Genomic DNA, 2,777 nt, shown 5'->3' with positions numbered 1-2,777 from the left:
CGGATATTTTTCAACAGAAACCAATAAACGGCTTAATGTAGATCCTAATTGATCTTGAGCTTGTTGAAATTTCGCAATATTTGCATCTGTTAATTGACTTGGATCATCAATTTTAATTTGATTAGAAGTCGCTTTTGCACGTGCATCAATTACAGCTGTTAACGTTTCTTTTTCCATATTCGCAGCACCTTTTACCGTGTTCACTAAATTTGGAACTAAATCTGAACGTTTTTGATATGTATTTTCTACATTCGACCATTGTTTTTGTACACCTTGGTCTGTTGTTTTAATCGTATTCGAAACTCCAATTCCCCAGAAAACGATTCCTGCAAGAACTAAAAGAATCACTCCGCCAATAAGACATCCTTTGTTTTTCATAGTATTTTTAATTTATTATTACGTAAAAATAGTGTTTTTTAAACAATTTTTTATCAAAAATAAAACCGAGCTTATTTCTAAACTCGGCTTTAATATTTTTTGGATTTTAAACGTTTAATTTAATAATGTTTTTGCCCAACTTTCTTCAATCGGTAATAACCAATTTTGCTTAAAATCATTCAAAGAAGAAATTCCATTATTGAAAACTTTTACATTTTTGATTTCTCCTTCTTTTACTTTTTGTTTAAATGTTGGTAATTTTTCGATAAAAACTTCCTGTTCACTTTCATACGAAACTAACATTCTGTTCAATAAATCGAACGAATAATCTGCATCAATTTCGCGTACGATTTTCGTTAATTTATCGATAGAACAACCACTTGCTGTCGCTTGATTTTCGTCTACACCAACTACAATAAATTGATCGTAAGGTAAATCAAAATCAGCTAAAAGTTCAGCGCCATGCGCATTCCAATCTGCTATAAAAGTATTTAGTTTAGCTGTAATAGCTTGCTTTTCTTCTGTTGAGAATTTACGATTGGCTTGAAAAATCCAAATTCTTGAATCGTCTGCTAAATTCATTTTCTCTTTATTTAAAATTTGTTCTTCAAAGATACGGAAATTTTGAGTAGTGAGTAATGAGTTGTAAGTTTTGAGTTAAAATGAAAAAGCCATCTCAATGAGATGGTTTTTCAATATTATTTTTATAATTTCGATTATAAATCTTTCGCTTCCATAATCAATTCAGCTAAGTCTTTTACCATAACCGTTGATTCTTTTTCGAAGTGTTTTACCCCGTCAGTCATCATTGTATTACAAAATGGACAACCTGTTGCAATAATGTGCGGCTCTTTCTCTAAAGCCTCTTCTGTACGTTCTACATTGATGTCTTTGTTTCCTTTTTCTGGTTCTTTGAACATCTGCGCTCCACCAGCACCACAACATAATCCACGTGTTTTGCAACGTTTCATTTCGACTAATTCGGCATCTAATTTTTCGATTAATTCACGAGGCGCTTCATACACATCGTTACCGCGACCTAAATAACAAGGATCGTGGAAAGTGATTCGTCTTCCTTTGAATGTTTCAGAACCTTCTAATTTCAATTTACCTTCGTTGATTAACTGTTGTAAATATTGAGAATGATGCAAAACTTCATACTCTCCACCTAAACTTGGATATTCATTTTTTAAGGTATTGAAACAATGTGGACAAGTCGTAACGATTTTTTTCACTTCGTAAGCATTCAGAACTTCAATGTTCATCATAGCTTGCATTTGAAAAACAAATTCGTTTCCGGCACGCTTTGCAGGATCACCTGTACACGATTCTTCTGTTCCTAAAACAGCGAATTCTACTCCAATATTATTTAAAATCTTAACGAATGCACGTGTTATTTTTTTGGCTCTATCATCAAAACTTCCAGCACATCCAACCCAAAACAAAACTTCTGGTTGTTTGCCTTCGGCCATATATTGAGCCATTGTTTTAACTGTAATATTTGACATATTTTTTTGTAGTCTTTGTGTTATTTGAATGGATTTGGTTTAATGTTTTCCATCATCAAAAACTTGAATCGAAACATTTTTTTCTACCAAATCTGTAAATTTACCATTGTATCGTGTTGCTTTTACTAAATGGTTGTCTACCCAATGATAATTTCCTCCACGAGGTTTTCCCATTAAAAGTCCATGGTATTTGAAACCATGTTTTTTCAACCAAATTTCTGTGTACTCACGATGTTCTTCTGTACGTGATGTAAAAAATGTGATAATATGTCCTTCATCGTACCATTTGTTTAACGTTTCTAAAGCATCTGGATATAATTCTGCTGTTAGCATACGTTCTGGTTCTTCGTTTGGAATATCATCGCAAATTGTTCCATCAATGTCAATTAAATAATTTTTAACATTTTCTGGTAAAATAGGACTTACTCTTTCTCCGTTTTCAATTTTTTCCTCTAAGAAATTTTCCATGTGTGTTGTGTTTGTGTGTTATGTACAAAAATTAATAGTTCTTTGAGAATGAGTAATTGTATTTTACAATTTTAATCGTTTGCCCAATTCAATCTATCCGCATTGTTAAATTGCCAAGGAGCTCCATTGTTTTCGACATTTGTCATCATCATGTTCAACTCGTTTGGTGCAGCAGATTGTTCCATTACCAAATAACGACGTAAATCAACAATAATTGATAAAGGATCGATATTTACTGGACAAGCTTGTGTACATGCATTACAAGATGTACATGCCCATAATTCTTCTTCCGTAATAACCTCGCCAACCAGTGCCCGATCATACGCTGCCGATGCAGCCGCTGTTTCAACGGCTCCTTGTCCCTGTGCTGCCAGTGCAATCTGATTGCCCTTCGTATGATTGAATAAGAAAGATGGAACCCAA

5 protein-coding genes are annotated in these 2,777 nt (G+C 33.5%); all 5 read right to left on the bottom strand.

The window, feature by feature from the left end:
- A partial coding sequence (locus B4E95_RS05355) for a LemA family protein (RefSeq protein WP_291090547.1) occupies nucleotides 1-378 on the bottom strand: 378 nt, incomplete at its 3' end.
- 114 nt (nucleotides 379-492) lie between these two features.
- The gene (locus B4E95_RS05350) at nucleotides 493-960 is read right to left on the bottom strand and encodes an ABC transporter ATPase (RefSeq protein ID WP_291090544.1); all 468 of its coding nucleotides are present in this window, start codon (nucleotides 958-960) and stop codon (nucleotides 493-495) included.
- A gap of 134 nt (nucleotides 961-1,094) precedes the next feature.
- Nucleotides 1,095-1,886 (bottom strand): (Fe-S)-binding protein, encoded by a 792-nt coding sequence (locus B4E95_RS05345; protein WP_038332021.1) that lies wholly within the window; start codon nucleotides 1,884-1,886, stop codon nucleotides 1,095-1,097.
- A 39-nt stretch (nucleotides 1,887-1,925) separates the two neighbouring features.
- Complete coding sequence (locus B4E95_RS05340) at nucleotides 1,926-2,354, bottom strand: LNS2 domain-containing protein (RefSeq protein ID WP_125348737.1); 429 nt, start codon at nucleotides 2,352-2,354, stop codon at nucleotides 1,926-1,928.
- A gap of 71 nt (nucleotides 2,355-2,425) precedes the next feature.
- The coding region (locus B4E95_RS05335; protein ID WP_291090541.1) for a 4Fe-4S dicluster domain-containing protein at nucleotides 2,426-2,777 on the bottom strand (352 nt) is incomplete at its 5' end.

Origin of the sequence: Empedobacter sp. UBA7494, assembly GCF_002478465.1 — a bacterium.
Lineage (GTDB): Bacteria > Bacteroidota > Bacteroidia > Flavobacteriales > Weeksellaceae > Empedobacter > Empedobacter falsenii_B.
Note: the sequence above shows the minus strand (reverse complement) of the source record. Positions and strands in the feature narration are given on the sequence as shown.

Bases quoted from the DNA above. Each gene is read 5' to 3' on its own strand.
- B4E95_RS05340 (WP_125348737.1), bottom strand. From the start codon at position 2,354: ATGGAAAATTTCTTAGAGGAAAAAATTGAAAACGGAGAAAGAGTAAGT.
- B4E95_RS05345 (WP_038332021.1), bottom strand. From the start codon at position 1,886: ATGTCAAATATTACAGTTAAAACAATGGCTCAATATATGGCCGAAGGC.
- B4E95_RS05350 (WP_291090544.1), bottom strand. From the start codon at position 960: ATGAATTTAGCAGACGATTCAAGAATTTGGATTTTTCAAGCCAATCGT.